5 protein-coding genes are annotated in these 3,491 nt (G+C 57.1%); 2 read left to right on the top strand and 3 right to left on the bottom strand.

The window, feature by feature from the left end; translation table 11 throughout:
• The 3 genes from PSV43_RS13060 to PSV43_RS13050 all read right to left on the bottom strand — a co-directional run.
• Positions 1-1,250 (bottom strand): DNA polymerase IV (locus PSV43_RS13060; RefSeq protein ID WP_300197730.1); only part of this gene is annotated, 1,250 nt, incomplete at its 3' end.
• Between the two features lie 6 nt (positions 1,251-1,256).
• A complete protein-coding gene (locus PSV43_RS13055) occupies positions 1,257-1,709 on the bottom strand; it encodes a S24 family peptidase (RefSeq protein ID WP_300197727.1) in 453 nt (150 codons plus the stop codon).
• Between the two features lie 20 nt (positions 1,710-1,729).
• Positions 1,730-1,864, bottom strand: a complete 135-nt coding sequence (locus PSV43_RS13050; protein WP_300197724.1) for a hypothetical protein — start codon at positions 1,862-1,864, stop codon at positions 1,730-1,732.
• A 252-nt stretch (positions 1,865-2,116) separates the two neighbouring features.
• Between PSV43_RS13050 and PSV43_RS13045 the strand changes: the two genes are divergently transcribed.
• Both PSV43_RS13045 and PSV43_RS13040 read left to right on the top strand, forming a co-directional pair.
• On the top strand, positions 2,117-2,941 hold the full coding sequence (locus tag PSV43_RS13045; protein WP_300197722.1) for a hypothetical protein: 825 nt from the start codon (positions 2,117-2,119) through the stop codon (positions 2,939-2,941).
• On the top strand, positions 2,910-3,314 hold the full coding sequence (locus tag PSV43_RS13040; protein ID WP_300197719.1) for an HIRAN domain-containing protein: 405 nt from the start codon (positions 2,910-2,912) through the stop codon (positions 3,312-3,314). Before PSV43_RS13045 ends, PSV43_RS13040 begins: the two co-directional genes overlap by 32 nt.
• Positions 3,315-3,491 lie beyond the last annotated feature (177 nt).

Genomic DNA, 3,491 nt, shown 5'->3' with positions numbered 1-3,491 from the left:
GCGGTGCCTGGGCGCTCACGCAAGACGCGATTGGTCACACTGGCGGTGGGATCTGCGACAAGTCGAGGCTTGGGCAAGGCCTGTCTGGGAGTGTGCTTGAGCTGCGACAACCACAAGTCGTGCCCTCGCATGATGCTGCGATTGCCACGCCGCAAATCATCCACCACGAGCGACAGGGTATGCAGACGCTCACGTTTGGCATCCGACTGCTCCAGAGCGAGCACACTGCAAAAGCCGGTCTCGTACACTTTCGTGAACCGCAGACCGACCAGCCGCACACTGACACGGCGCTCCCAGGCACGTTTGAGCATGGCTTGCAGCAGCGGATAAATATCGTGCTCCAGATCAGTCGGTTCATCAAGACTGCTCGATCTGGTGACCTCATCCATGTCGTTGTAACGCAGTCGCAGGGTGATGGTGCGAATGCTTTTGCCGTCCTGTCGCACGCGGCGCATGAGCGTGTCCGCCATGGCCCGCAATCGGGCGATGATGAAGGCGGTGTCTGTCGTGTCTTGGCTGAAGGTTTCCTGCTCACCGTAGCTTTTGGCCTCCGGTGCATCGCAGATCACGGGACGAAGGTCGTGGCCGAGAGCGAAGTCATGCAGTGCTGGTGCTCCACTGCCCACCAGCAACGAGAGTTCATCCACCGGCGTTCTGGCGATGTGTTCCACCTTGCGCAGGCCGGCGGTGTTGAGCTTCGCGGCAAGATGGGGGCCAACTTGTGGCAGCCATTTGTTTTCCAGCGGCCATAGAAAACCCTGCTCATGCCCCGGTGCCACTTCGATGAAGCAGTGCGGTTTGCGCAGTTTGCTGGCAATCTGGGAGACGAGTTTGTTAGCTCCCACGCCCACAGACACCGAGAGCTTCAAGCTTTGGGCGATGGCTTTTTGGATGGTGGCGGCGGTATCGCCGGCTTTGGTCTGCCGTGCGCCATGCAGATCGAGGTAGCATTCGTCGATGGAAGCCTGCTCCACAATCGGGGTGAAGTCATAGGCATACGAGAACATCAGGCGCGAGAAGCGCTCGTATTTGTCGAAGTCACAAGGCAGCACGATGAGGCTGGGGCAGAGTTTCCGCGCCCTAACGGTGGGCATGGGGGTGTAGATGCCGAGCTTGCGTGCCTCGTAGCTGGCCGAGGCGATGATGCCGCGCCGCTCACCACCAACGGCGACCGGCCTCCCGCGCAGCTTTGGATCAGCTGCCTGCTCCACAGAGGCAAAGAACGCATCCGCATCGAAGTGCAAAATCATGGCGCATCACCTTTCGGATAATCGCAGGAGAGCGATGAGAACCCCTTGAATGACCAGCTCCCGCGCTGGAATAAGGTCGGGATATTTGGGGTTCGAGGCCCGCAGGTAGGGCACGCCACCCTGCAAGATGAAGCGCTTCAAGGTCGTCTCGCCGTCTATCAGCGCGGCCACGATGTCACCATGTTTGGCCTCCCGGAACTCCATGATGACGATGTCTCCCTCCAAAATGGCGGCATTTCTCATGGAGTCGCCACGGACCTTGAGGGCAAAGGTTCGGGCATTTTTGGGCAGGCGCAGGTGGGTGGGGTCGATGTCAATGCATCCGTCCACACGAGCGTCCTGAAACTCCGGCCTGCCCGCGATGATGCTGCCAAGGAAAGGCACTTGATGACGAATCCAGGAACGAGACTGGGACAGCCAAAGGAGGTCGAGAGCTTGTTTTTGACGTTGCAGCAGCATGCCGCACCAAATACTGTTCTTTAGAACAGTATCAACTGCGAACTGATTTCCTCCTCCATTTTGACCGATTCATCTCCCGACTGCGGCACGGGCGGGGCGATAGATCGCACTACTTCCTCGGTCTTGTTGCGCGATTTGTTGGCAGCCTTAAACATGGCCTAGCAAGGACATCCGTCCTGCATGCGTTTTGAGAACTCATTCACATGGGGGAATACTTCTATCGCCTGACTCACCGCTGCGAGTTCGAGATGATCGGTCCCTCGGATGTACTCGCGTTGCTGCGTGCCTTTTTGCGCCAGGAGCCATGTCCGTCGTTTTTTGAATGGGTTTCGCTCACCGAAGAAATGAAACATCGGCCTGCCGAGTGTATGCCTTGGGAGGACGACTTCTAAAATTATCCGCCAGCCATGACTCCATCCCTTCACCCTGAAATTCAACGCCTGTTGGAAGCGAACACTGAACTGCGCATGGAACTGGCCCTGCTGCTGACGGAGGCGCATGATCTTGTTCACACCCTGCGTCCGAATTTGCTGGCCCTGTATCAAACGAAGCTGGGTGCCTGGGAGCTGGAGAAGCTGAAAGCGCAGTTTCGCGTGGCGCGGCTGAAGAGGACAATCGAACTCGTGCAGGCTATGCTAAATCGAGGTGGTAAGCCGGACATGGTTCAAATCGAAGCGCAGGTGCAGGAAGAACAGGTGCTGTGGGAGAAGAAGATCAACGAGGCTGCCGCAAAATTGCAAAGTGCGGAACACCGGCTGGCACATCTGCTGTCCGGCGAACAGAATGCGGAGTTGAAGAAGCTGTATTATCAGCTCGTAAAGCAACTGCACCCGGACCTACATCCCGATCAACCAGCGGGAGACAAGCTGCTATGGCAGCAAGTGCAGGACGCCTATGATGCGGGTGATTTGGAGAAACTGCGTGCGCTTGACCTGCTACTGCACAATCCGCAGCCGCCAGAGTGTACAGCGGATGCATTGGAGAAGCTGCAAACGGAACATGCCATGCTGGAGAAGCGTATCGACGAGCTGGAGGCGAAGATCGAGCAGCTCGAAAGCCAGCCTCCTTTCACCCTGCGGGAGGATTTGGAGAACGAGGTGTGGATTGCCATGAAACGCACCACCATCGAAAAAGAAACGGACCCCTTGCAGGCACAGGCAGCAACGCTAGAGAAACACTTGGAAACCCTTGTCCCCCCACATGTCCCAGGAATCGAGTTTGGTCTCAATTGATCCAGCGCTGCTGGCGCTGATTCATGGCGCATTCGGCACCGACGGCGCACTGATGCCCTTCGCCAAAGAGATCATGCTCATCGAGTGCCAGATCGCCGGCACCAGCCATCGCGACCTCGAAGAGGTAGAGCCAACGCTGCTGCCGGGTAGCTTGCTCGTGCTGAAACGCGAACCGGAGAACGCACATGACTCTCTGGCAATCATGATTTTCAACGAGACCGGCCATCACCTCGGCTACATCCCACGGGCGAAGAATGAAGCCATCGCCCGTCTGATGGACGCAGGAAAACTTCTTTTTGGCCGACTTGAATCAAAGGAGAAGCAGGGTTCGTGGCTGAAGGCACAGATGCGGGTGTTCATGCGGGATTTTTAAAGTCAGCGGGGCAAATGGTCATCTGCTCTGTTTTCGGCAACGCGGCGATGAATGAGAAGGTTGGTAGGTTTGGGGGAAACCAGGGGCTACTTTAAGTCCTTCGCAAGGGGCCACCCATCGCACGTTCAGTCTGAACCATGCCAGGACTCAAACGACTTCACTTCTCCGGTGTCACAA

This window comes from Prosthecobacter sp. (assembly GCF_029946185.1).
Classification (GTDB): Bacteria; Verrucomicrobiota; Verrucomicrobiia; order Verrucomicrobiales; family Verrucomicrobiaceae; genus Prosthecobacter.
This window is presented reverse-complemented; position numbering and strand designations above follow the sequence as displayed.

Bases quoted from the DNA above. Each gene is read 5' to 3' on its own strand.
- PSV43_RS13040 (WP_300197719.1), top strand. From the start codon at position 2,910: ATGTCCCAGGAATCGAGTTTGGTCTCAATTGATCCAGCGCTGCTGGCG.
- PSV43_RS13045 (WP_300197722.1), top strand. From the start codon at position 2,117: ATGACTCCATCCCTTCACCCTGAAATTCAACGCCTGTTGGAAGCGAAC.
- PSV43_RS13050 (WP_300197724.1), bottom strand. From the start codon at position 1,864: ATGTTTAAGGCTGCCAACAAATCGCGCAACAAGACCGAGGAAGTAGTG.
- PSV43_RS13055 (WP_300197727.1), bottom strand. From the start codon at position 1,709: ATGCTGCTGCAACGTCAAAAACAAGCTCTCGACCTCCTTTGGCTGTCC.